This is a genomic window from Ideonella sp. (genome assembly GCF_044358605.1).
Lineage (GTDB): Bacteria > Pseudomonadota > Gammaproteobacteria > Burkholderiales > Burkholderiaceae_C > Ideonella.
The window spans coordinates 12890-37010 of sequence record NZ_JBIKNQ010000022.1 but is presented as its reverse complement, the minus strand read 5'-3'; the positions used below and the strand labels follow the sequence as shown (position 1 = coordinate 37010).

Annotated in this window: 20 protein-coding genes; 11 read left to right on the top strand and 9 right to left on the bottom strand. The window is 64.8% G+C overall.

Features of this window, described 5'->3' with window-relative positions:
- Nucleotides 1-25: 25 nt before the first annotated feature.
- Both ACIQ3Q_RS09785 and murJ read right to left on the bottom strand, forming a co-directional pair.
- Nucleotides 26-895, bottom strand: a complete 870-nt coding sequence (locus ACIQ3Q_RS09785) for a SirB1 family protein (protein ID WP_396268889.1) — start codon at nt 893-895, stop codon at nt 26-28.
- Between the two features lie 32 nt (nt 896-927).
- Entirely contained in the window at nt 928-2484 is a 1557-nt protein-coding gene (gene murJ, locus ACIQ3Q_RS09780; protein WP_396268888.1) for a murein biosynthesis integral membrane protein MurJ, read from the bottom strand.
- Nucleotides 2485-2728: 244 nt separating this feature from the next.
- Between murJ and rpsT the strand changes: the two genes are divergently transcribed.
- Nucleotides 2729-3025, top strand: a complete 297-nt coding sequence (gene rpsT / locus ACIQ3Q_RS09775; RefSeq protein ID WP_396268887.1) for a 30S ribosomal protein S20 — start codon at nt 2729-2731, stop codon at nt 3023-3025.
- Between the two features lie 92 nt (nt 3026-3117).
- Here the strand turns inward: rpsT and ACIQ3Q_RS09770 are convergent, their stop codons facing one another.
- Nucleotides 3118-3435 (bottom strand): DUF3579 domain-containing protein, encoded by a 318-nt coding sequence (locus tag ACIQ3Q_RS09770; RefSeq protein WP_396268886.1) that lies wholly within the window; start codon nt 3433-3435, stop codon nt 3118-3120.
- 308 nt (nt 3436-3743) lie between these two features.
- Between ACIQ3Q_RS09770 and ACIQ3Q_RS09765 the strand changes: the two genes are divergently transcribed.
- From ACIQ3Q_RS09765 to ACIQ3Q_RS09725, 9 genes are all read left to right on the top strand, one after another.
- Complete coding sequence (locus ACIQ3Q_RS09765; protein ID WP_396268885.1) at nt 3744-4937, top strand: aspartate aminotransferase family protein; 1194 nt, start codon at nt 3744-3746, stop codon at nt 4935-4937.
- Nucleotides 4934-5896 (top strand): ornithine carbamoyltransferase, encoded by a 963-nt coding sequence (gene argF, locus ACIQ3Q_RS09760; RefSeq protein WP_396268884.1) that lies wholly within the window; start codon nt 4934-4936, stop codon nt 5894-5896. The genes ACIQ3Q_RS09765 and argF overlap by 4 nt, the downstream gene beginning before the upstream one ends.
- Before the next feature lie 86 nt (nt 5897-5982).
- A complete protein-coding gene (locus ACIQ3Q_RS09755) occupies nt 5983-6726 on the top strand; it encodes a metallophosphoesterase family protein (RefSeq protein ID WP_396268883.1) in 744 nt (247 codons plus the stop codon).
- Nucleotides 6716-8230 (top strand): protein kinase, encoded by a 1515-nt coding sequence (locus tag ACIQ3Q_RS09750; protein WP_396268882.1) that lies wholly within the window; start codon nt 6716-6718, stop codon nt 8228-8230. Before ACIQ3Q_RS09755 ends, ACIQ3Q_RS09750 begins: the two co-directional genes overlap by 11 nt.
- A gap of 19 nt (nt 8231-8249) precedes the next feature.
- Nucleotides 8250-8582: a YkgJ family cysteine cluster protein gene (locus ACIQ3Q_RS09745; RefSeq protein WP_396268881.1), complete on the top strand. Its 333-nt coding sequence runs from the start codon at nt 8250-8252 to the stop codon at nt 8580-8582.
- A gap of 95 nt (nt 8583-8677) precedes the next feature.
- The gene (kynB, locus tag ACIQ3Q_RS09740) at nt 8678-9322 is read left to right on the top strand and encodes an arylformamidase (protein WP_396268880.1); all 645 of its coding nucleotides are present in this window, start codon (nt 8678-8680) and stop codon (nt 9320-9322) included.
- A gap of 115 nt (nt 9323-9437) precedes the next feature.
- The gene (gene kynU, locus ACIQ3Q_RS09735) at nt 9438-10718 is read left to right on the top strand and encodes a kynureninase (RefSeq protein ID WP_396268879.1); all 1281 of its coding nucleotides are present in this window, start codon (nt 9438-9440) and stop codon (nt 10716-10718) included.
- A 12-nt stretch (nt 10719-10730) separates the two neighbouring features.
- Nucleotides 10731-11615: a tryptophan 2,3-dioxygenase gene (gene kynA, locus ACIQ3Q_RS09730; RefSeq protein ID WP_396268878.1), complete on the top strand. Its 885-nt coding sequence runs from the start codon at nt 10731-10733 to the stop codon at nt 11613-11615.
- Between the two features lie 158 nt (nt 11616-11773).
- Nucleotides 11774-13588, top strand: a complete 1815-nt coding sequence (locus ACIQ3Q_RS09725; protein WP_396268877.1) for an aminopeptidase P family protein — start codon at nt 11774-11776, stop codon at nt 13586-13588.
- A gap of 94 nt (nt 13589-13682) precedes the next feature.
- Here the strand turns inward: ACIQ3Q_RS09725 and ACIQ3Q_RS09720 are convergent, their stop codons facing one another.
- The 3 genes from ACIQ3Q_RS09720 to ACIQ3Q_RS09710 form a co-directional block, all read right to left on the bottom strand.
- Nucleotides 13683-15782: a DUF6600 domain-containing protein gene (locus ACIQ3Q_RS09720; protein ID WP_396268876.1), complete on the bottom strand. Its 2100-nt coding sequence runs from the start codon at nt 15780-15782 to the stop codon at nt 13683-13685.
- 100 nt (nt 15783-15882) lie between these two features.
- The gene (gene def, locus ACIQ3Q_RS09715; protein WP_396268875.1) at nt 15883-16434 is read right to left on the bottom strand and encodes a peptide deformylase; all 552 of its coding nucleotides are present in this window, start codon (nt 16432-16434) and stop codon (nt 15883-15885) included.
- A gap of 611 nt (nt 16435-17045) precedes the next feature.
- Entirely contained in the window at nt 17046-18569 is a 1524-nt protein-coding gene (locus ACIQ3Q_RS09710) for a serine hydrolase (protein ID WP_396268874.1), read from the bottom strand.
- Between the two features lie 385 nt (nt 18570-18954).
- Here ACIQ3Q_RS09710 and ACIQ3Q_RS09705 point away from each other — a divergent pair, with 385 nt between their 5' ends.
- Nucleotides 18955-19482 carry a GNAT family N-acetyltransferase gene (locus tag ACIQ3Q_RS09705; protein ID WP_396268873.1) on the top strand — a complete coding sequence of 176 codons (528 nt, stop codon included), beginning with the start codon at nt 18955-18957 and terminating at the stop codon, nt 19480-19482.
- 21 nt (nt 19483-19503) lie between these two features.
- Here ACIQ3Q_RS09705 and ACIQ3Q_RS09700 read toward each other — a convergent pair whose 3' ends face one another.
- Genes ACIQ3Q_RS09700 through ACIQ3Q_RS09690 form a run of 3 tightly spaced genes read right to left on the bottom strand, consistent with a single transcriptional unit; the run spans nt 19504 to nt 24100 of the window.
- A complete protein-coding gene (locus ACIQ3Q_RS09700) occupies nt 19504-20454 on the bottom strand; it encodes a transglutaminase domain-containing protein (protein ID WP_396268872.1) in 951 nt (316 codons plus the stop codon).
- Nucleotides 20451-23051: a circularly permuted type 2 ATP-grasp protein gene (locus ACIQ3Q_RS09695; RefSeq protein WP_396268871.1), complete on the bottom strand. Its 2601-nt coding sequence runs from the start codon at nt 23049-23051 to the stop codon at nt 20451-20453. Before ACIQ3Q_RS09695 ends, ACIQ3Q_RS09700 begins: the two co-directional genes overlap by 4 nt.
- Before the next feature lie 56 nt (nt 23052-23107).
- Entirely contained in the window at nt 23108-24100 is a 993-nt protein-coding gene (locus tag ACIQ3Q_RS09690) for an alpha-E domain-containing protein (RefSeq protein ID WP_396268870.1), read from the bottom strand.
- Between the last annotated feature and the right edge of the window lie 21 nt (nt 24101-24121).

Here is a 24121-nt window from a genome sequence, read left to right as displayed (position 1 = left end):
GCTGACCCTAGAGCCCTCGGGCGCATTAATGCAGCAAGGGCCGTGGACTGCTGCGCAATACGTCGAGGCGAGCTTGCAGCAAAGGCGCGTCGGCAGCATCGGGCCGTTGCGCCAAATATGCGCTCAAATCTGACTCTGCGGGTTCGTCCAGGCCCAACTCAGCCAACACCAAGCCACGGTCGCGCCGCTCTTCCCAGGCCTCGGGCAAGAGGGCCACCAGACGCTCTTGGATGGCCAGCAAGCGCGGCCAGTCTTGCCGTTCGCGATACAGGGCTTTGAGGTTGCCCAGCAGACGCGCCAGGATGTAGCGCGGCTCAGTAGACTGCAAAAACAGCCCCAGCGGCGCTTCAAAGTCGCCGACCAGGCCTTGGCGTTGGCGGAAGGGCTCCAGACGTTCTTCCAGGGCTTCACGGCTCAGGGAGCGGCCAGTGAAGGGGTCCATCACCACCTCCCCTGCAGGCAGCCGCAGCTTGACCAAAAAGTGGCCTGGAAATGACACCCCATAGGCCTTGAGCCCAATGTGCTGGGCCAATTCCATATAGAGCAAGGCCAGTGAAATGGGAATGCCGCGCCGGGTGCTCAAGACACGATGGATCAGGCTGTTCTCGGCGGCGTAGTAGTCATTGACATTACCCGAGAAGCCCAACTCCTTGAAGAAATAGCGGTTCAAGGCACGCAAACGCTGCACCGCCCCGGCGTCTTGGGGCAGCCGCAGCCGCAGGCGCTCAGCCAGGCCCTCCACCTCGGCCAACACCGCCTCGACATCCAGCACCGGGTCGTCGTCCAGGCCCACGGCGGCAGCGGCTTCCAGCAGCGGAAAGTGATCGTCCTCTGCCACCAAGGCAGCAAAGTACTCAAAAGCACTGGTCGACGCGGGAGCCCAACGCGAAGTCATGACTGCAAGTGTAGAGGCCCGCGCGCGAGCTTTCAGCCCCGGCGGACAAAACTGCGCAGATTCAGGCCTGTCATGCGCAAGACCGCAAAGTAGGCCGCAATGGCCGTCGCGATGATCAGCGCCAGCCAGCCCGCGCGTGCCAAGCGGTCAGCCTGCAGCGCAATCCAGTCGAACTGGGCCACGGCCCACCACAGGCCCGCCCCCATCAAACCATTGGCCAGCAGCAGGCGCAAGCCAAACACGCCCCAACCCGGCAGCGGCGCATACAAGCCCTGGCGGCGCAAGCCCATGAACAGCCACAGCGCATTCAAAGTGGCACCCAGGCCGATGGACAAGGCCAAGCCCGCATGGCCCAGCCAGGGCACAAAGGCAATGTTCATCAACTGCGTCGCCACCAGCACCACCATCGCAATGCGCACCGGCGTGCGCATGTCCTGCTTGGCAAAAAAGCCGGGCGCCAGCACTTTGACGCCCACAATCCCCATCAAACCCACGCCGTAGGACTGCAGGGCCAGAGCCGACATGGTCACCGCCTCGGCACTGAATTTGCCGTTGTGGAACAAGACCGCAATCAGAGGCTGGGCCATCAGCAGCAAGGCCACCGCACAGGGCAGCGCCAGCAGGGCGACCATGCGCAAGCCCCAATCCAGGTGGGCTGAATAGCCTTCGTGGTCACCCTTGGCCTGCAGGGCAGAAAGGCCCGGGATCAGCACCACGCCCAAGGCCACGCCCAAAATGGCAGTGGGCAATTCCATCAAACGGTCGGCATAGAACAACCAAGAGACAGCCCCTTCCCCCAGGTGCGAGGCAATCTGGGTGTTGATCAGCAGCGAGATCTGCGCCACCGACACTCCCAGCAAGGCAGGCCCCATCTGCGCCAGCACCCGACGAACACCCGGGTGGTGCCAAGCGGCACTGATGGCACGCCAGCTCAACCCAATGCGGGGCAAGCAGCCAATGCGGCGCAAAGCCGGAATCTGGATACCCAACTGCAGCGCACCGCCTATCAAGACCCCCGCCGACAAGGCATGAATCGGCGCAAAGCCATAGCGCTGCAGCAGCGGTGCTATCCAGAGCGATGCGCCGATCATGGCCACGTTCAACAAGACGGGTGTGGCCGCAGGCACGGCAAACTTCTTCCAGGTGTTCAACACCCCCGCAGAGAGAGCCACCAGCGACATGAACCCGATGTAGGGGAACATCCAGCGGGTCATCAGCACCGCCAAGTCCATCTCTTTAAGCCCTGCCCCGAACATCCACACGATGATGGGCGCCCCCGCCACACCCAGCACACAGGTCGCCAGCAGGCACCAAAACAGCACGGTGGCCACGGCGTCGATCAAGCTGCGGGTGACTTCGTCGCCCTCACTCGCCCGAGTGGCCGCCAGCAGCGGCACAAAGGCAGCCGAAAAGGCGCCTTCGCCAAACAAACGCCGCAGCAAATTGGGAATGCGAAAAGCAACGTTGAAGGCGTCGGTGATCGCCGAGGCACCAAATGCTGCAGCAATGAGCTGGTCACGCACCAAGCCCGTGATGCGGGACAACATGGTCCAGAGTGAAACGGTCGAAGCGGCCTTGAGCAGATTCATATATAGGCCGCGCGGCAGCGCACAGCGAAACGGAAGCAGGGCGAAACGGGCGCGCAAGAGGCTGCACGCCAGGAGCGACTGATTATAGAAAGCGTTACTTGGACACCGGCCAGTTGCACAGCTTGGCCAAATTCCTCGGCTGAGGAGGTCGGTAACTCTAGAGCACCGGCTCAGGGCCGGATTGCCAAGTTATTGAAATAACTGCTATACTCGACAGTCTTTACCACCTGGACAACCATACAGTATGGCCACCTCTTCCAAAGCCAAGAAGCGCACAGTGCGCCTGGCCTCGGGCCGCAAGCGCGCCCGCCAGGACGTCAAATTGAACGAAGCGAACTCTTCGCTGCGCTCCAAGTTCCGCACCTCCATCAAGAACGTGCTCAAGGCCGTCGCCAAGGGTGACAAGTCTGTTGCAGCTGAAATGTTCAAGACAGCCCAAGGCGTGATCGATTCGATCGCTGACAAGGGCATCTTCCACAAGAACAAGGCAGCACGCCACAAGAGCCGCCTGTCGGCCAAAGTTAAGGCGCTCGCCGCCTAATCGAAACCCCCAGGTGGAAAGAGAAAGGCCCTGCACAGCGGGGCCTTTTCATTTCTGAGTTCCTGAGTTCTGTACTCAATGAGCCGGGAGGCTCAAGAACTAGGCTGCTCCGGCAAGTAGCAGGCCTCCACCACTTGCAGGCCGTTGTCGCGGGCAAAGTTCATCACAAAGTCCCAGGCCATGGGCTCAATGCCCTTGAGCGCCTCGTTGACGATGACGCACTTCACGCCATTGATGACACGGGGTACGCAGTAAGGCGAGTAGCCAATGTAGGCGCCGATGCCACCTTGTGTGCCGCCGGGGCGAAAGCACGACATGGCACCCGCCAAGCGCTCCGCCCAATCGCTGGGTCGGAAGGTTCGGCCATCCTGGGTGATTCCCTGGATAAAGAGTTCGCTGGGCTTGGACACTGACTTGTGGTTCGAGTTGACAGGTACGGGCGCGGATACTACCGATAAAAGCTGGCATGGCGCTGTCGCCTGATGCGCATGGGTGGCGCAGGGTGACGGTGTCGCTATTGTGCCTTGGAGTTGTTGCACCGCAGCAAGCATGGAGATCATTCAAGGTGACCGAAGCCTTGCTCTTCGGCCGCACAGGGCACCGCTTTAGAATCAAAGCGTGGGCTGGTGCGACTTTCGGCCTGTTCGGCTTGAGAAAACGCACCCGCCCATTGCTTTTTTGTCGCCCACTTCTTTCCTCAACTTTTTGGAGATCGTTAATGTCTACCGACATGTCCCACGTGATGAACACTTATGGTCGCCTCCCCATTGCGCTGTCGCATGGCTTGGGCTGCCGAGTGTGGGACACCGAGGGCCGACGTTACTTGGACGCCTTGGGCGGCATTGCCGTCAACACCCTGGGCCATGCCCACCCTAAGCTGGTGGCGGCCTTGCAGGCGCAGGTCGGGCAGATGATCCACTGCTCCAACTACTACCAAAGCCCGCTGCAAGAGCAGCTGGCCGCCAAGCTCTGCGAGCTGTCTGGCCTGGAGGCCGTATTCTTCTGCAACTCAGGACTAGAGGCCAATGAAGCCGCCCTGAAGATCGCCCGCAAGGCCGGGCATGACCGTGGAATTGATCGCCCGGAAGTCATGGTGTTTGAGAAAGCCTTCCATGGCCGCTCTATCGCCACACTGTCGGCCACCGCCAACCCCAAGGTGCAAGCGGGTTTTGGCCCCTTGGTCGAGGGCTTTGTGCGCGTGCCGCTGAACGATCTTGAAGCCGTGCGCCAAGCCATTGCCAGCCACCCCAATTTAACCGCCATCTTCTTGGAGACCATTCAAGGCGAAGGCGGCGTGGTGCCGGCTCGCATCGAGTTTTTGCAGGGCTTGCGCGCCTTGTGCGATGCGCACAACCTGCTGCTGATGCTCGATGAAGTGCAATGCGGCATCGGCCGCACCGGCCAATGGTTTGCCCACCAGTGGGCCGGCATCAAGCCGGACGTGATGCCCCTGGCCAAGGGCCTGGGCTCGGGCGTGCCCATCGGCGCGGTGGTGGTGGGCCCCAAGGCCAAGACCATTCTGGGCCCGGGCAACCACGGCACCACCTTTGGTGGCAACCCCTTGGCCATGCGGGCGGGCATCACCACGCTAGAGGTCATGCAGGCCGAAGGCTTGATGGCCCATGCGGCCGAGATCGGCGCGCACCTCAGCGCCAGCTTGGCGCGCGAGCTGGCAGGCGTGGCGGGTGTCAAGGAGATCCGAGGCCAAGGCCTGATGCTGGGCATTGAGTTGGACCGCCCTTGCGGGGTGATCCTGACCCGCGCCATGGAAGCGGGTTTGCTGCTGTCGGTGACAGCCGACACGGTGGTGCGCATGGTGCCGCCGCTGATCCTGAGCCGCGACGAAGCCGACGAGATCGTCCGCATTCTGGCCCCCCTCATCAAGACCTTCCTCGCCGAGCCCAGCGCATGAAACCGGGAATGAGCCTCATGAAACACTATCTGCAATTCAAGGATCTCCGGGCCGAGGAATACGCCTATCTGTTTGAGCGTGCGCGCATCATCAAGCAACGCTTCAAGAACTACGAGAAGTACCAGCCCCTGGTGGATCGCACCCTGGCCATGATCTTCGAGAAGGCCTCCACCCGCACCCGCGTGAGCTTTGAAGCCGGCATGTACCAAATGGGCGGCTCGGTGGTACACCTGACCACCGGCGACAGCCAACTGGGCCGCGCCGAGCCCATTGAAGACAGCGCCCGCGTGATCAGCCGTATGGTCGACATCGTGATGATCCGCACCTTCGAGCAGACCAAGATCGAGCGCTTTGCCGCGCACTCGCGCGTGCCCGTCATCAACGGCCTGACCAACGAGTTCCACCCCTGCCAGATCCTCGCCGACCTCTTCACCTACCTAGAGCACCGTGCGCCCCTGAACGCCAAGGGTTACGACCTCGACTGCCTCAAGGGCAAGGTGGTGGCTTGGGTGGGCGACGGCAACAACATGGCCAACACCTGGCTGCAGGCAGCTGAAGTCTTGGGCTTCACCGTGCATGTCAGCACGCCCGGCGGCTATGAGGTGGACGCCACCGTCGCTGGCATCAGCAACAGCGCCTGCTACAAGGTCTTCAAAGACCCCGTCGAGGCCTGCCGGGGCGCCCACTTGGTGACCACCGACGTCTGGACCAGCATGGGCTACGAGGCCGAGAACGAGGCTCGCCTCAAGGCCTTCGCCGACTGGTGCGTGGACACCGACATGATGGCCCAGGCCCAGCCCGACGCCCTGTTCATGCACTGCCTGCCCGCCCACCGTGGCGAAGAAGTCAGCGCCGAGGTCATCGACGGCCCCCAATCCGTCGTCTGGGACGAAGCGGAGAACAGAATGCACGTGCAAAAAGCACTCATGGAGTACCTCTCGCTCGGCCGCATCGGCTGAACACCGAGGCCCAGGCCCGCAAGGGCCTGCAGACTGTTCGATCACGATAGACGGGTGACTCAGAGCGCCCGCAGGAGACAAGCACCATGAAGTTGGCGGTGATCACCGACCTGCACGCCAACCGCGAAGCGGTTGAGGCCGTGCTCCAGCACGCTCATGAGCAAGGCGCCGAGCGCTTTGCCTTTTTGGGCGACTACGTCGGCTATGGCGCAGACCCCGGCTGGGTGGTGGACACCGTGCGCCGCTACATCGCCGACGGTGCCATTGCGGTGGGCGGCAACCATGACGCGGGGGTGGCCGAAGCGCCCTCACCCAATATGCGGCCGGAAGCGCGCATCGTGCTGGAGTGGACCCGGTCGCAACTTGATGCGGATCAACTCGCTTGGTTGCAAGGCCTGCCACTCTCCAAGACTGACGGTGACATGCTGTTTGTGCATGCCAACGCCTTTGCGCCGGCCGAGTGGGAATACATCCAAGGCCGCATCGAGGCGGTGCGCAGCCTGCATGCCACGACCTGCCACTACACCTTCTGCGGTCACATGCACGAGCCCAAGCTCTTCCACCTCTCTGGCACCGGCAAGGCGGGCGATTTCGTCCCCACACCCGGCATCGAGATCCCGATTCCCTCTCTGCGCCAATGGCTGATCGTGCCGGGCTCGGCGGGCCAACCGCGAGACGGCAACCCCGCCGCCTGCTACGCCATCTTCGACACCGATGAGCAAACGCTGACCTTCCAACGCGTGCCATACGACTACGAACTGGCAGGTGCCAAGATCCGCGAGGCCGGCCTCCCTATTCGACTGGCGGAGCGACTGGCGCATGGACAGTAACAGCTTCACCGGCTTCGGCAGCAATGCCGCCGAGGTCGGGCTGAACCCGCTGGAAGCAGGCCAAGAGATCGACGGCTTCAAGCTCGAAGAGCGCCTGCACCAGGGCGGCATGGCCACGCTGTGGCGGGTCTCCCTCATGCCTGACACGCCGCAAGGCGCCAAGCTGGCGGCCAAGGTCACGCCGGGCATGCCGCTCATCATGAAGGTCCCGCGCATCAAGGGCGGCGAGGACCCGGCCACCATCGTGGGCTTCGAGGTCGAGCGCATGATCATGCCCACGCTCAGCGGGCCGCATGTGCCCAAGTTCGTGGCCAAGGGCGACTTCACCCGCCAGCCTTTCATCGTGATGGAGCACATCCCCGGCGCCAGCCTCAGGCCGCGCTTGGATGAGGCCCCGCTGTCGCTGGACGAAGTGGTGGAGTTGGGCTCGCGCGTGGCCGCCGCCCTGCACGAGTTGCACCGCCAGCATGTGGTGCACCTGGACATCAAGCCCAGCAACATCCTCTTTCGGCCGGACGGCACCGCCGTGCTGATCGACTTCGGTCTGTCGCGCCACGACCACCTGCCCGACCTGCTGGACGAAGAGTTCACCCTGCCCATGGGCACCGGGCCTTATATGTCGCCCGAGCAGGTACAGTTTGTGCGCAACGATCCGCGCTCAGACCTCTTCGCCTTGGGCGTGATGCTCTATCACCTGACCACCGGCGAGCGGCCTTTTGGCGCGCCCAACTCGGTGCATGGCTTGCGCAAGCGCTTGTTTGTCGAGGCCGTGCCGCCCCGCGCCATCCGCCCAGACTGCCCGCCCTGGCTGCAAGAGGTCATCCTCAAGTGCCTGGAGGTCAAGCCCGAGCACCGCTATCAAAGCGCCGCGCAGTTGTCACTGGCCCTGCAAGACCCGACTCAGATCCCGCTGACCAAGCGTGCCGAGCGCATGACGCGCAGCGGCGCGCTCACCCGCCTCAAGCGTTGGTTCTTCGCGATTGGCTCCGAGCCCGAGACCCGGGGCATCAGCGCCACCCAGGTGGTCAACCAGAACCCCATCATCATGGCGGCGGTGGACGTGGAAAACGCTGCGCCAGAGCTGATCGAAAAACTGCGCGAGACCGTCAGCCGCATCGTGCTGACCGAGCCCGGCGCTCGGCTGGCCTGCGTCAGCGTGATGAAAATTGCCCGCATTGGCATGGACGAGCTGACCGACGAAAAAGGCCAGAGCGTGCACGTCAAGCAACTGATCAGCCTGAAGCACTGGGCGCGGCCCATCAGCAAGTCCCTCAATCTGCAAGACGGCCGCTTGACTTTCCACGTGCTGGAGGCGCCCGACGCGGCCTCGGCGATTGTGGAGTTCGCCCGGCGTAACCAGGTCGACCACATCGTGATGGGCGCACGCGGCCAGTCGACGCTGCGCCGCTACTTGGGCAGCGTGTCCTCGCAAGTCGTGGCTGAAAGCGACTGCACCGTGACCGTGGTGCGCGCCAGCGCCCCCACGGAGGACGCGGGGCAATGACCGCCCTGGGCGCCTTGCCATGACGGACAACCCCTGCGTGGGTTGCGGCGCCTGTTGCGCCAGCTTCCGGGTGGACTTTGCGCGGCAAGAGTTGCTCAGCGAAGGCGGCAGCGTGCCCGACGGCCTGACCGTGGAGCTGACGGACTGGACCTGCCGCATGCGCGGCACCGACCATGCACTGCCCCGCTGTGCTGCGCTGACGGGCCAGGTGGGGGTCAATGCCCAATGCGGCATCTACGAGTGGCGCCCTGGCCCTTGCCGCGAGTTTGGCGCGCTCTCGCCCTTGGGGCGTGGCGACGAGGCCTGCGCCCGCGCACGTCGACGCCACGGCATGCCCCCACTACCCGGCTGATCTGGCTGATCCGGCCACGTCGAAGCCCGGGGTTTTCCCTGGGTGTTGGCGGCAACCGACACCACATCCCCGCCATTGGCGCTAACTTCGCGCCCATGGACAAATACTTTAGTTGTCAACTAATTGACATCAGCCCACCGGTGCGCACCGGCTCGCCGGTGTTCCCTGGCGACACCGCCTACCAGCAGCAATGGGGTGCCACTGTTTCGCCGGGTTGCCCGGTGAATGTGGCCAGCCTCACCCTATCGCCGCATGTGGGCGCCCATGCGGATGCGCCGCTGCACTACGACCCGCAGGGTCAGTCCATCGGCCAGGTGAGCCTCACGCCCTACCTCGGGCTGTGCCGCGTCATCCACGTGATGGGCTGCGGCCCGCTGATCGAGCCTCAGCACCTGCAGCACGCTTGGGGCAACCTGCCGCCACGCGTGCTGGTGCGCAGCTACATCCGCCAGCCACAAGACCACTTCGACACCGCCCTGCCCGCCTTTGCGCCCGAGACCATCACCGCCCTGGCCGATGCCGGCGTGCTGCTGGTGGGCATTGACTCGGCGAGCGTAGACCCCGCCGACAGCAAGACCTTGCCCAGCCACCAAGTGCTGCGCCAGCGCGGCCTGCGGGTGCTGGAAAACCTGCTGCTGGACGAGGTGGCCGAGGGGGACTACGAACTGATCGCCCTACCGTTGAAATTGATGGAAGCCGACGCCTCACCTGTGCGGGCGGTGCTGCGGCGGCTGGCCTGAACCCTTCAATACCGCCACAGAGACACGGAGACACAGAGAAAACTTCATTTTTTGTTTTTCCTCTGTGTCTCTGTGCCTCTGTGGCGGTCTTCCTAACTTCCTTGAGAACACAACCATGACCCTGACTCGACAAGACTGCCTGGCCCTGGACGCCGCAGACCCCCTGGCCGCGTTGCGCGAGCAATTCCAACTGCCCGACGGCGTGAACTACCTGGACGGCAACTCTCTGGGCGTGCTGCCACGCAGCACCGGCCACCGCGTGGCCGAGGTCATCCAGAAAGAATGGGGCGAGGGCCTGATCCGCAGCTGGAACACTGCCGGCTGGATCACCCTGCCGCAGCGCGTGGGCGACAAGGTCGGCCGGCTGGTGGGTGCGCAGCCCGGCGAGTTGGTGGTGGCGGACTCCACCTCCATCAACCTCTACAAAGTACTCAGTGCAGCCCTCAGTCTGGCGCGGGCAGATCACCCAGAGCGCAAAGTCATTCTGTCCGAGCGCAGCAACTTCCCCACCGACCTCTACATTGCGCAAAGCCTGGCCGCCCAGCACGGCATGACGCTCAAGCTGACCACGGCCGAACAACTGAGCCAAGACCTGACGGCCGACGTGGCCGTGCTGATGCTCACCCATGTGAACTACCGCAGCGGCCGCATGTTCGACATGGCCGCTGTCACCGCCCAGGCCCATGCCGTGGGTGCGCTGACGGTGTGGGACCTGGCGCACTCCGCCGGTGCCGTGCCCGTCGACCTGAATGCCGCCCAAGCCGACTTCGCCATTGGCTGCGGCTACAAATACTTGAACGGCGGCCCGGGCGCCCCCGCCTTTGTGTGGGCCCATGCGCGCCATGCCGACCGCTTCTGGCAGCCGCTCTCCGGCTGGATGGGCCATGCCCACCCCTTCACTTTTGACACCCAGTACGCGCCCGCACAAGGCATCTCGCGCTACTTGTGCGGCACGCCTGCCGTGCTGGCCATGTCGGCCCTGGAGTGCGGTGTAGACACCCTTCTGGCGGCCGAGCCCCACGGCGGCATGGCCGCACTGCGGGCCAAGTCGCTGCAATTGACCGACCTGTTCATTGCCCAGGTGCGCGAGCGCTGCGCGGCCCACAGCCTGCCCGTCGTCACGCCCGCCACCCATGGCGAGCGCGGCAGCCAGGTCTCGCTGGCCTGCCCGCGAAACGGCTATGCAGTGATGCAAGCGCTGATCGCCCGAGGCGTGATTGGCGACTTCCGTGCCGGTGACGGCACCGCCGCCGAGCCCGACCTGCTGCGCTTTGGCTTCACCCCGCTGTATGTGCGCTTTGAGGACGTGTTTGACGCCGTCACCGCCTTGGCCACTGTGCTGGACAGCGGCGAATGGCGCGAAGCGCGCTTCAACCAAAAAGCCGCTGTGACCTGAAGGAGCCGCCCTATGACCTGCCCCTATCACGCCCCTCACAGCGCCCCCGACGCCGAGCCCACCGGCGCCGAAGCCATCGTCCATGAAGAAGGTGCGCAGCTCGACTTTTCGAGCAGCATGACCTATGGCGATTACCTTCACTTGGACGAGGTGCTCAGCGCCCAGCACCCGCTCTCGCCCGACCACAACGAGATGCTGTTCATCGTGCAGCACCAAACGAGTGAGTTGTGGATGAAGCTGATGCTGCACGAGCTGCGTGCCGCCGTCAGCCACCTGGCTCAAGACGAGCTGCCCCCCGCCTTCAAGATGCTGGCCCGCGTCTCCAAGATCATGGAGCAGCTCGTCCACGCCTGGGACGTGCTGGCCACCATGACCCCGCCCGAGTACTCGGCCATTCGGCCCTATCTGGCGCAAAGCAGTGGCTTTCAGAGCTGGCAATACCGCTGCATTGAGTTCAGCCTGGGTAACAAGAACGCCGCCATGCTCAAGCCCCATGCGCATCGGCCCGACCTTTTAGCCCCGGTGGAGCAAGCCTGGCGCACGCCGTCGCTGTATGACGAAGCCCTGCGCCTGCTGGCCCGCCGTGGCATCGCGGTGCCCCAGAGCCACACCGAGCGCGACTGGACCCAGCCCTACAGCGCAAGCCCCGCAGTAGAGGCCGCCTGGCTGCAGGTCTACCGCAACCCGCAGACTCATTGGGACCTGTACCAACTGGGGGAGGAGCTGACTGATTTGGAAGACGCCTTCCGCCTCTGGCGCTTCCGCCACCTCACCACGGTGCAGCGCATCATCGGCATCAAACGCGGCACGGGTGGCACGGGCGGTGTGAGCTACTTGCGCAAGATGCTGGACGTGGTGCTGTTCCCGGAGATTTGGGATCTGCGGACGGACCTGTGATTGAAGTTAGGCAGAGCGCCGTGCAAGGCGCAGCGCTGCGGCTAGGGTCTCCCCTATTTGCACCCCCGCGCTGGCGCCGCTGCTCCTAGAATCCGCGCTTCACCCGCACACCTGCCACCCGCTTTCACCCAAGGCGGTGGCCCAACGGAAGCCTGACCATGGACACCCGCACCGCCCCCGCCCGCCTTCGCATTGCCCGCCTGCGCGAGGCCCTGCAAGCCCACCACCTGCACGGCGTGCTGGTGCCCTCCAGCGACCCCCATCTCTCCGAATACCTGCCCGGCCACTGGCAAGGGCGTGAGTGGTTTTCGGGCTTCACCGGCTCGGCCGGCACCTTGGTGGTGACGCTGACGGACGCCGCCCTGTTTGCCGATGGCCGCTATTGGGAGCAAGCCGAGCGCGAGTTGCAGGGCAGCGGCATTGAGCTGGTCAAGATCCCCACGGGTGCTGCCGTACACCACCTGGATTGGATCGCCAGCCACCTCAAAACAGGCGACACCCTGGGTGTGGATGGCAAGGTGCTGGGCCTGGCCGCCGCACAGCAACTGCGCGCCGCCACCGACCGCGCGGGCATTGTGCTGCGCACCGACCTGGACCCGCTGGCAAGCGCCTGGGACGAGCGCCCCGCCCTGCCCGCCGCGCCCATTTATGACCATGCCGCCCCCTATGCCCCGATGAGCCGCGCAGCCAAGCTGGACATCGTGCGCGCAGGCATGGCGCAGCATGGCGCCACCCACCACTTTGTCTCGACGGTGGACGACATCGCTTGGATCACCAACCTGCGGGGTTCGGACGTCGACTACAACCCCGTCTTTTTGGCCCACCTGCTGATCGCACCCGCTGGCGCCACCCTCTATGTGGGTGCGGGCAAAGTGCCTGCCGCCTTGGCCGCCCAGTTGGCGACCGAGGGCATCACCCTGGCCGACTACGGCCAAGCCGCCAGCGGCCTGGCCGCGCTGCCGCGCGACGCCAAGCTGCTGGTTGACCCCCGCCGTGTCACCCTGGGCCTGCGCGAAGCCGCCGCCCAAGGTGTGACGCTGATCGAGGCCATCAACCCCAGCACCTTGGCCAAGAGCCGCAAGACGGCGCAAGAGGCGGCCCACATCCGTGAAGCCATGGCCGAAGACGGCGTGGCCATGTGCCACTTCTACGCCTGGTTTGAACAGGCCAAGGCGAGCGGCGAGCGCATCACCGAGATCACCATCGACGAAAAGCTCAGCGCCGAGCGCGCCCGCCGCCCTGGCTTTGTGGGCCTGTCCTTCCCCACCATTGCGGGCTTCAACCCCAATGGCGCGATGCCGCATTACCGCGCTTTGCCCGAGTTGCACTCGGTCATTGAGGGCAACGGCCTGCTCTTGATCGACTCCGGCGGCCAGTACCTGGGCGGCACCACCGACATCACCCGCGTCTGGCCCGTCGGCACCATCACCGCAGAGCACCGCCGCGACTTCACCTTGGTGCTCAAGGGCACGCTCAACCTGAGCCGCGCCCGCTTCCCCAAAGGCACGCCCTCGCCCATGCTCGACAGCCTGGCCCGCGCGCCCCTGTGGGCCGAGAGCCTGGAATATGGCCACGGCACCGGCCACGGTGTGGGCTACTTCTTGAACGTGCATGAAGGCCCGCAGAGCATCAGCAAGGCCATTCCCGACGCCCACATGGCCATGCTGCCCGGCATGATCACCTCCATCGAGCCCGGCCTCTACAAGCCGGGCCGCTGGGGTGTGCGCATTGAGAACCTGGTGCTCAACGTCGAAGCGCCCGGCAGCGAGTTTGGCGAGTTCCTGGAGTTTGAAACCCTCACGCTCTGCCCCATCGACACCCGCTGTATTGACATGAGCCTGATGCGCGCCGATGAGATCGCTTGGCTCAACAAGTACCACGCCACAGTGCGCGAGCGCCTGGCGCCGCGCCTGCAAGCCCCGGCGGACCGCGCCGCGCTGGCTTGGTTGATGGAGCGCACAGCGGCGATTTGAGACACTGAACCAGCGCAAGCCTGAACGCGCTTGCACAGGCAAAAATAAACCCGGCCAAGGCCGGGTTTGTCGTTTGCAGCAACGCCAAGCGCGCTTAGTTCAGCTGGTTACCTCGCCGTGGGCCCTGCTCTTTTTCTTCTTGGCGGCGCGGCTGCTCACGGTTATTCGGGTTGCCATTCACCGCAGGTGCCACCGGCACAGGGCGCGGCTCTGGCGGACGAACCATCTGCACCTCAGCAGGACGCGGCTGCACCGGCATAGGCCGCGACTCGGGGGCGGGCATGGGTGGGCTCACACGCTGGGTCTCCACGCGGGGCATTTCAACCACCCTGGGTGGCACTGCCACGCGTGGCGGTTCGCTGCGCACCGTGTCTTGGCGAGGAGCTTCCAGGGTGATGGGCGAGCGCTGCACCTGCGGGTTTGGCGCTGTGATCGGAGTGGGCACGGGCGACGGCGTGGGTTGCACCACTTGCACAGGCGCAGTTCCGCGTGGTGGCTCCAAACGCACCGAGCCGTTGTAATTGCGCTCGCTGGCCTGCATGGCTCGCTCTGGTGCATTCAAGCCACGCTCACCCTGGGCTTCATAGGGCGGACGGATGAGCTGCGACGAGCTCGGCGACTGCGGCGTGCCGACCCGGGCAAAAGGTGCCAAGACACCTTGGGACGGCACACTGGCGGGCGCCACTGTCACCGGCTGAGGGGCCGTGCCAGGCAGAGCCACCGCGCCAGCAGGCTGAACCGACACTGGCGCAGCAGGGCCGACCTGGGCCGGGCCGCCAGTCCCGCCGATGGGGCGCAGCGTGACGGCCCCAGGCGCTGTGGGTGCCACGTTCACGGCTGGGCGGCCCGACGGCTGGCTCACAGCCGTCACTTGCGCAGCCGCTGGCGACAGCCCGGCCGGTGTCGGCGGCGCCACCGTCACCCACTGCGGGCTGTCGCCCGGGCGGCCACGGCCACGCATCACCTCTTCGGCGGGCCGAGGTGCCACACTGCCCGGTTGATGCGCAGCCAAGGCATTGCTAGGCACCACCGAGACGCCCCCGGCCACACCCTGGTTGGTGTACATCACCGGCTGCCCCGGCGGCGGCACCGGCCGCGTGGGGTTGGGCACATAGGGGCTGTTGATGGCATGCCCATAGCGCGGCGTGTAGCCGTAGTAAGGCTGGTAGTACTCACGCGGTGCCAGCGGCACCCAACCCACGCTGGGGCCAATGCTGAGGCTAACGCTCAGGTGAGAGCCGCCCACCCAAGCCACCATGGCGGGTGCATAAACCGGCCTGCGCACATAAGTGCCCGGCACCCAAACCCAAGAGCCTCCCCAAAAGGCCCAACGGCCATAGTGGAATGGTGCAAAGCCCCAAGGCGCGTTGTCCACCCAGGTCCAGCCCCAGGGGGCGACCCAGCTCCAGCGGCCATCGCGATACGGCGCCCAGCCCGAGCGCACCGTGGTGGGGATCCAGATCGTGCCGAACTCGGGGTGTCGGTCCCAGCGACCGTGGCGATCCAGGTCATCAATGCCTGTCATCTCGCCCACGGCAGGGCGATTGGCATAAGCCGGGCTGGGGCGCAGATCCTCAGCCCGGGCCCAGCGCTCCAGATCGTCATTGGGCAAAGTGGCCCAGCTGTAGTGGGTGGCTTGGCTGCGCTGGTCCACCCAGAACTCGGCGCGCTGGCCGTTGCTCAGCGTGAGGAGGCTGTCACGGGCGTCAAAGCGCATCTCACCGCTGTAAACCGCCGCAAAGCTGCCACGGTCTGAGTGATCCACGCGGTACAGCCCGGTGGTGCGGGGCGAAAACCGCCCCACGGTAGTCTGCAACTGCAGCTCGTCCACCACTTCTTGCTCGCGCACGCGCAGGGTGACTGCGCCCGAGCGCACCAACAGCTCTACCCGCTCATCATCCAGGCGCAGCACTTCCAGGTCGGTGCGCTCATCCATCCGGATGGTGGACGAACCCACCTGCACCACCAAGCGGCCGTTGGCATCGGTGGCCAAGCGCTCACCGCTGGTCAAGGGCCGGTTCAACACCGCAGAGGTCCATTCCTTCTGGCCCCGCTCCAGCAACCAGACCTGGCCCTTGGTCTCGGCCAAGCGGCCCACCCGCCCCGGGGGGTCATCCACCGCACGGGCAGCCCCGGCGCTCAATGCAAGTGCGCTGGCCAGCAGGGTCCACAAAAAAACAGCTTTGGTTCGCATGGCGAGATTCTCCTTGGGCCACTAACGCGCCAGACCCGGCACACGGTGACCAGCTTTACACCGAGCAACGCGTATTAAGCGCCACACGCACTGATGCCTCTCAGTCGTCAGATGCCGGGTCCAGCCCAGGAAACAGCACTTCGGTAAAGCCCAGCAAGGTCAAATCGCGCATACGCGTGGGGTAGAGCCGCCCGATCAAGTGGTCACATTCATGCTGCACCACCCGCGCATGAAAGCCCTCAGCCTCGCGCTCAATAGGCCGCCCTTGCGGATCGAATCCGCTATAGCGAATGCGCTCAAAGCGCGGCACTTGACCGCGCAGGCCAGGCACAGAGAGGCAGCCCTCCCAGCCCAACACTTCCTCGGGCTCAGCCCCGCCCGAAGACAAAGGCGTGATGCTCGGGTTGATCAGCACCGTGCGCGGCACCGCCGGAGCCTCCGGGTAGCGCTCATTGCGCTCGAAGCCAAAAATCACCAGTTGCAAATCCACCCCAATCTGCGGCGCCGCCAAGCCCGCCCCATTGGCCGCCGCCATGGTTTCGAACATGTCGGCAATCAGCGCATGCAACTCCGGCGTGTCGAACGCGGTGACGGGCTGGGCGACGCGCAGCAAGCGCGGGTCGCCCATTTTGAGGATGGGGTGGGTGGGCATGGGGGGATTATCGGCGGCAAGCCCGACTACTCATGGCCCCGTGAGCGCAGAAGCCCCGCCAAAAACGCAAGGCCCAAGCCGATAAAGAACAAGCCAATGAGGGTGCGCATGACGGACGGCCCAAGCATGTGAATGATCAAATTCGGTATCTCGCAGCGCTTGAAGCAAAGGTCCGCTGGATCAATACCCGACAGCAGAACTGCGAGACCACAGGACAAGCAGATACCGCCCAAAAGCCAGCCGCCAAATCTCACGATGTGCATGGAATGACTCCTCTCGCCTCCAGGCAACAGGCCCGCGCATCCCGCTGCCAAGGCCGCTACCGATGATCCGACCCTTGGGATCAATTCACAGCGGCAAAACCTTATCTCATCCTCACCGGGCCTTTCCAACAAACGGCTCGAGAGGAGTCAGGGACTACAAGCGCAGCTTGTGGCTATCCCGCTCGACTACCTGGTTGGACGCTGGTTTTGTATGGCTTGAAGTTTTTCACCGAGCACGCGCTGTGCCAGCCCTGGGCCATGCCCGGCTTCATCCGACCGCCCAAGACCAGCAGCCTGGCCGGGCTGAGCGGCGCGCGACTTAGCTCCAATGCGTTGAGGCGTCTAGCACTATTCGATCCTCTTTGCCCTTTGATCCCGTCCGCCTTGATGCAGGATCAGAGCGCTGACCCGCCCCTCATCGGTCAACACGAAGCTAATCTGGGCATCGACCACTTCGAAGTAGAACTTCGCTTCGGATTCTGCATAGGCCGGGAAACGGGGTTGGTCGCCGAGGCGTACTTCAAGGTGGCCCGCCGCCAGCGTCACCTCGAACTCCAACCCTGGGGCAAGCTCATACCGCCCCACGTACCGCTTGAGGAGACGTTCCTCGACATTGACTCGTGTCCTCGCGGATCTCGCCTGATCAACCTGAGCGAAGATGGCATCCGTCGACGCCAATGAAAGAGGTCTCTGCTCTGTGACAGGCCAACCATGCACCTGTGCGACACGCCTGACCAGCAGCGCAGTGAGCAGTTGGCCGGCATCGGAGTTGGTCATGACCACGATCCCCTGTCCGGTGCTGGTAAACATCTCGACATGGCTGCGGTAACCCTGGTTGCCACCAAAGTGCGCGAACCGGCCGTGAGCCTCCCCAGGGCGGACCACAAACCCGAGCCCCATCTGGTCGCGATGTTGCGACAACATCTCGCGAGTCTTATCGCGCGAAAGCAGGCGATCAGAGCGCCCGGCGCTCGACTTCGCCACCTCGGTCCACAGCAGCGCAAGGTCGGATGCTGTGGTCCAAAGCCCGGCGGCCGCTGACTCGGGATGGACATACCAGCCACCAGGAATGGCCTCGCCGCTGGTTCGGTGGCCACGCGCGGCCCTCGCCGCAAGCGCATCAGGCAGTTTTGATTGGAAGGTGCTGTCGCGCATGCCCACCGGATCGAATACGGACGCCTTGATGATGTCCTCGAAGGGCTTGCCCAGGCGCTCCATGAGCGCGAGCTGCAAGATGGTGTATCCAAGCCCGCTATAGCTCACCGCAGCCCCCGGCGCCGAGGCTCTGCGCGCAGCCCGGTTCGATGCTGGAGGTACGCCCTCGAGAATCTGCTGCATCGTGGGCAATGAAGCATCGCGTGAGTAGCCGGCGAATCCTCCGGGGGTAATGCCCGCAGTGTGCCCGAGCAGATCCCGCAGCGTCACTTTCCCTTTGCTCGACGGGTCGGCATCGGGGAGTTTCCAAGACCGGAGGTAGCTGTTGACATCGGCGTCTAGATCGAACCGTTCACTCTCCACTTCCCGCAGCACGGCGAGTGCGGCGATCGGCTTGCTGACCGAGCCGGCCTGGAACAATGTTGCAGTCGTGACTGGCGCGTCGCCCGCGTCCGCTGCCATCACGCCGTAGCCCTTCGCCCAGACGATCCGGTAATCTTCAATGACGGCGATGCTCAAGCCGGGCACCCGAAGCGCTTTCATCCAGCCCGCTAAGGAGAGTTCGAGCGTCCGGCCCTCCTTCGAGACAGCAGGCAGAGCGGCCTCGACGCGCTGGATCTGCTGCTCGACAAGGGGGGCTGCCTGTGCGTCATTCGCCGCGTGGGCGGGACAGCCGAGGAACACGGCCAAAGCAAGAACGGCAATCGAAAAGCGCATATGTATGCCACTAGACAAGATAGCTTCGTAAAGGCGGGCGGCCTGTCTTCATCGCAACCGCAGCTTGCAGACCAAGCGCCTGCCAAGCGACATCAATGCACTGGGCAGGCGTTCTGCCAGGGCATTGCCAACATGCACAGGAGTAGGCCATGAGTGAATCTAGCATGCGGCTTGTTGGTATGGCGTTCACAAGGAGCGCGTTGATCAGGCACTGGCCTTCCCTGGCCGGTAAAGATAGCTGCAGCAGGCAGGCACAGTCAGAGGCGCCCGTGCTGCACCAGACATCAGAGCATTTGATGCAATCACCAACGGCGTGTGCAGACAGGGCGCTCAAGCCTGAAGCGCCGCTATCATCCCCGGCACCCCAGCCTGCTGCCATCCCCCCATGCTCCGAGCCGCTGCTTTCTTGCTTCGCCCCTATCGAGATGACGACGCGCCCGTCATGAGCGCTGGGGTTCGTGAATCGGTTCAAACGGTGGGCCGCTGGATGAGTTGGGCCACGCCTGATTTCTCAGACTACGACGCGCTGTGCTGGTTTGCGGCCTGCAATGCGGCCCGTGCATCGGGTGAAGGGCATGAGTTCGGCATCTTCACGCTGGATGGGCAGTTTGTGGGGGGCTGTGGCCTGAACCAGTTCAATGCCCCCAACAAATTCTGCAACCTCGGCTATTGGGTGCGAGATTTCAAGCAGCGCATGGGCGCGGCCACAGCGGCCACCCTGGCCCTTCGGGACTTGGCGCTAGGAAAGCTGGGCCAAGCGCGGGTGGAGATTGTGGTGGCCGAGGGGAATGAACCTAGCCTCGCTGTCGCACGCAAAGCCGGTGCCACCCACGAAGGACTGGCGCGCCAGCGGCTGCAACTCCACGGGCAAGCGGTGGACGCCCATGTTTTCGCGTTCACGTCGTCCAAGTAAGCCCACCCTGGCTTCAATGGCTCAAGGCACGGCCTCGACGTTCACGCTCACCAGCGGCTCAGCTCTGGCGCCGCCGTTGATCATGCCGCGCAGCGGGGCCACGTCGGCATAGTCGCGGCCCCAGGCCAGGGTCACGTGGTCAGGGCCGACGATGAGGTCGTTGGTCGGGTCCAGTGCCACCCAACCGTGCAAGGGACACCACACTTCCACCCAAGCGTGTGAGGCATCGGCCCCCACCAGTTTGGGCATGCCGGGGGGCGGCTGGGTCAGCAGGTAGCCGCTGATGTAGCGGGCAGACAAGCCCAGCGCCCGCAGCGCGCCCATCATCACGTGGGCCAGGTCTTGGCACACGCCCTGGCCACCGGCCAAGGCCTCAGGGGCTCGGGTGCTGACGCTGGTGCTGCCCGGCACATAGGCCATGCGCTGGTGGACCAGCTTCATCAAGCGCAGTGCCCCGGCCAGGAGGGGTGTGGCCGGGCTGAAGGCCTCGCGGCCAAAATCAGCCAAGGCAGGCGTGAGGGGCACGCAGGGCGACGCCAAGCTGAACTCCACGCTCTCTGAGCGCGTGGCTCCGGCGTGGTAACGCAGGGTTTCAGCCACTTGCTCCCAGGCCGGGCTGAGGTGGGGCGAAAGACCCGGCACCCAGCCGACACCCGCTTCAAAGCGGCTGACCACGCGCAGCTGCGCATGCTGCCGTGAATGGCTGAAGGCCAACCAGCGGTTGCCAAACACGTCTTCGTGCAACTGGCCCGGGGGCACCGGGCCGCCCTCGCCCACACCGGCCTGCAGCCATTCATCAGGGGCTGGGCTGATGTGAAGCTGCCAGCCACGCACCTGTTGGCGCAGTGTGGTGCGCGGCAGCAGCCAGCCCAGGTGGTGACCCAGCTCCACCGGCGGCGCATAGTCATAGCGGGTCTCATGCACCACGCTCAGCCAACGGGCGGGCTCAAACCTCAAGGTCTTGGGGCTCATTGCTCGGTCCCCCCAAAGCCCATTGAACGCGTGAGATGCAACTGCGGGCTGAAGGCCATGCTGACGTGGGCAAAGAGGCGCTGGGCAATGGCGTCCGACAAACCAGCCATTTGGGCACTGGTCACGCACAGCGCCTCGCGCAGCGCTGCCACGGCCTGCTGGTCAGCCAGGCTTTCCGGTAGCACCCACTGCGCGGGGTTGGGCAAGCGCTGCGCCCAAGCCTCGGCCCAATCGGGGTCGTGCTGCGCCAAGCGCCGCAGGCGGTTCTTCAGGGCGGTGGCCACCCAGGCCAATGAGCGTGGGCTGTCGGCGTCGTGCACCAGCAAATGCAGCAAGGGCAAGACTTCCCTTCGCCCTTGGAACTGGGCGCGGAAGGTGATGGTGGCGTCAAAGAGCTGCAGCAAGGCGGCAGCGCCTTCATCGCTGTCAGGCAGGCCGTGGGCCAGGCCGGCGTCCAGCACCTGAGCCAGATAGTCCATGCGCTCGATATGCCGCCCTACGCTGAGCAAGCGCCAGCCGTCGTCGCGCATCATGCGGTCGGTCTGGGCACCGGTGATGGCGGCCAGTTGCATGGCTGAAAACGTCAGCACCGCCAAGGTGTCTGGCGGGCTGGCGGCCGCCAAGGCGACGGCACCTAGGCGCTGCCGCACGTTGGCCTCGGCTTCGTGGATGAGCGTCCAGTGCTCGGCGGCCAGGCGGTCTCGCAAGCCCGAGGCGCAGGCCTTAAGGCATTGCAGGTTATAGGCCAGGCTGACGCTGGCGTGCGGGTCGCCCAACTGCTGCACCATGGCCTGCACCAGCGCCGCCACGTTGGGCCAAGGCGGCGCTTCTTCGTCGACCAAGCCCACATGACGGGCCATGCGCTCCAGCGCGCTCCAGAGTGGCGCGGGGGCGTCGGTGGGCTCCGCCACCATCAGACGGGCCAAGGCCACCTGGGCGTCTGCTCGCTCGGTGTAGCGGCCCAGCCAGAACAGGTTTTCTGCGGCACGGCTGGTCACGATGCGCGGCGCCAAGGCCAGGGCTTCGCGGCTCAAGGGCTCGCGCAGCGGCGGGCGCACATCGGCGGGCTCTGCGCTGGGCTGGCTGGGTGGCGCGGTACTGGCACCGACCACCCAAGCGTCCGCACTGGCACTGCCGCGCTGCATGGACAGCCACGGGTCATCGCCGCCATCGCCTTGGCCGGCAATGCGCACCAAGCCCCCCGGCACCGCCTGCCAGCCGCCTTGGCCATCGGCCAGCACAAAAACTCGCAACACGGCCGGGTGCGCCGCCAAATGGCCACCGCGCCACACGGGGGTTTCCGAGGGCCGAATGCGCGCCTGCAAGGTATGCGCGGCCGGGTCCATGCTGATGGCTTGCACCCACTGGGCCCGGGCCTCCGGGCTCAGCGCATCCACCACCCGAGGGGCAAAGCTGCGCGTGGTGGCGCTGGCCGTGAAGGTGGGCGCCACCACAAATCCACTCAGCTCGCCTTTGAACTTTTCCCACACACTTTGCTCACCACACCACCAGGCCTCGCTGGCGGGCAGACTCAGGGTCTCGCCCAGCAGGCGCTCAGCCACGCCCGGCCAAAAGGCCGCGAGCCCGGGGCTTTCCAGCCAACCCGCTCCTGGCGCATTGGCCACCACCACCTGCCCGCTGCGCATGGCTTGCAGCAGGCCGGGCACGCCTAAGGTGGAATCAGCGCGCAGCTCCAGCGGGTCCAAAAACTCGTCGTCCACCCGCCGCAGCACCACATGCACCGGCTCCAGCCCATGCAAGGTCTTCAAAAAGACGCGGTTGGCGCGCACGGTCAGGTCACCGCCTTCCACCAAGGTCAGCCCTAAATGACGGGCCAAGAAGACCTGCTCAAAATAGGTTTCGTTGTGGCGCCCAGGCGTCAGCAAAACCACGCGGCTGCGCTCGCCCGCAGGGCTCAGCCGCAACAAGCCTTGCATGAAAGCGCGATAAGCACCGTCCAGGCGCTGCACTTGCAAAGCACGCAAGCTGCCCGGGAATTGCGGGCCGACGATGCCCCGGTTCTCTAAGAGATAACCCAAACCTGAGGGGGCCTGCGTGCGCTGGGCCAACACCCACCAGCGGCCTTCTGGCCCACGCGCCAAGTCCAGGGCCAAGACATGCAGGTGAACGCCGCCCAGCGGCCGCACGCCGTGCATGGCCCTCAGGTATTGGGGATGGGCCAGCACCAGTTGTGGCGGCAAGAGGCCCTCGTCCAGCAGTTGGCGCGGCCCGTACACATCGGCCATGGCGGCGTTCATCAGCCTTGCGCGCTGCACTGCACCGGGGGCGATCTGGGCCCAGTCTTCGGGGCTGAGCAGCATGGGCAGCAGCTCCAGCGGCCACGGTCGTGTGGCTTCGTCGCCGTCGCCAAACACGTTGTAGCTGGCGCCGTCTTCGCGCACGCGGTGGCGCACCTGGGTGGCGCGGGCGTTCAGCGCCTCGGGCGACGCCACACCGCTGTGGGCCAAAAACTGCGCCCACAAGGGGGCCACTTCGGTGCCCCCGGCCTGCCACTCGCTGTAATGCAGCGGCTGGCCGGGCAGCACCCAGGGGTGCAACCAAGCCAGTGCGGTGTCAGCGAAAGGGGGCGGGCTCATCCCGCCATCATGCACGCCTTCAGGGTCTGCGTTTAAAGGCGGCGTGCGGGCGGTGCTCAATGGGACACAAGAAAGTCGCGGCTGATGCCCATGCCAAGGTCGGAGACGCGGTCCAAAAACTGGGTCAGATAGGCATGCAGGCCGGTGGCCAAAATCTCGTCGATGCGGCTGTAAGCCAAATCGGCCTGCAAGCGGCCCGCGCGGCGCAGGGTGTCTGCGGACTGGTCATTGGCCACCAGCTTCAGGTTTTCCAGCACACCGTTCATGCAGGCGGCCAAAGAGCGAGGCATGTCCGGGCGCAGGATCAGCAGCTCAGCCACCTTCTCCGGCTGAATGACATTGCGATAGACCTTGCGATAGACCTCAAAACCCGACACCGAACGCAACAGCGACGACCAATGATAGAAGTCGTATTCGCTGTCGTCCGTCTCTTGCGCGGCTTCGCCGTGGGGTAGCAAGCCCGCTGCGGCCTCTGCCGCATGAAAGTCGCCCTTCAAGGCATGGAACTTCACGTCCAGCAAACGCGCGGTGTTGTCGGCCCGCTCCAAGAAGGAGCCAATGCGCAGGAAGTGGAAGGCCTCGTCTTGCAGCATGGTGCCCACGGTCACCCCACGCGAAAGATGGGAGCGGAACTTGACCCACTCAAACAGAGCAGAAGGGTCGCGAGCCAGCATGCCATCCGCCAGCAGGCGATTGAACTCCAACCAAGTTTGGTTGGTGGTCTCCCAAACTTCGGTGGTCAGGGTGCCACGTACTGCGCGGGCGTTTTCACGGGCGGCTTTGAGGCAGCTCAGGATGGACGAGGCGTTGCGCTCATCGCGCACCATGAACTCGGTGACATCGCGCGGGTTGACGGTTTTGTAACGCTGAGCATAAGGCTCGGTCAGCTCAGAGATGCTCAGCACCCCTTGCCAACCCAATTCGGCGCTTTCGGCCGACTGCGGCAGCAAGGAGGTCTGCACGTTGACATCCAACATGCGGGCAGTGTTTTCTGCGCGCTCGATGTAGCGCGACATCCAGAACAAATGGTCGGCGGTTCTTGACAGCATCATTTTTCTCCTTGGACCGCT